The following is a 211-nucleotide window of genomic DNA, read 5'->3' as shown; positions in this document are numbered from 1 at the left end:
GGAATATTGCACAATGGGCGCAAGCCTGATGCAGCCATGCCGCGTGTATGAAGAAGGCCTTCGGGTTGTAAAGTACTTTCAGCGAGGAGGAAGGCATTAAGGTTAATAACCTTGGTGATTGACGTTACTCGCAGAAGAAGCACCGGCTAACTCCGTGCCAGCAGCCGCGGTAATACGGAGGGTGCAAGCGTTAATCGGAATTACTGGGCGT

At 52.1% G+C, this 211-nt stretch carries 1 rRNA gene; it reads left to right on the top strand.

Annotated features, from left to right (window positions below):
- Positions 1 to 211: ribosomal RNA gene (locus tag PGQ95_RS26505) — 16S ribosomal RNA — on the top strand; the annotation flags it as partial.

The organism is Klebsiella sp. 141240 (assembly GCF_050600805.1).
GTDB classification, from domain to species: domain Bacteria; phylum Pseudomonadota; class Gammaproteobacteria; order Enterobacterales; family Enterobacteriaceae; genus Klebsiella; species Klebsiella aerogenes.
The sequence above is the reverse complement of the archived record's forward strand: the minus strand, read 5'-3'. Positions and strand labels throughout refer to the sequence as shown.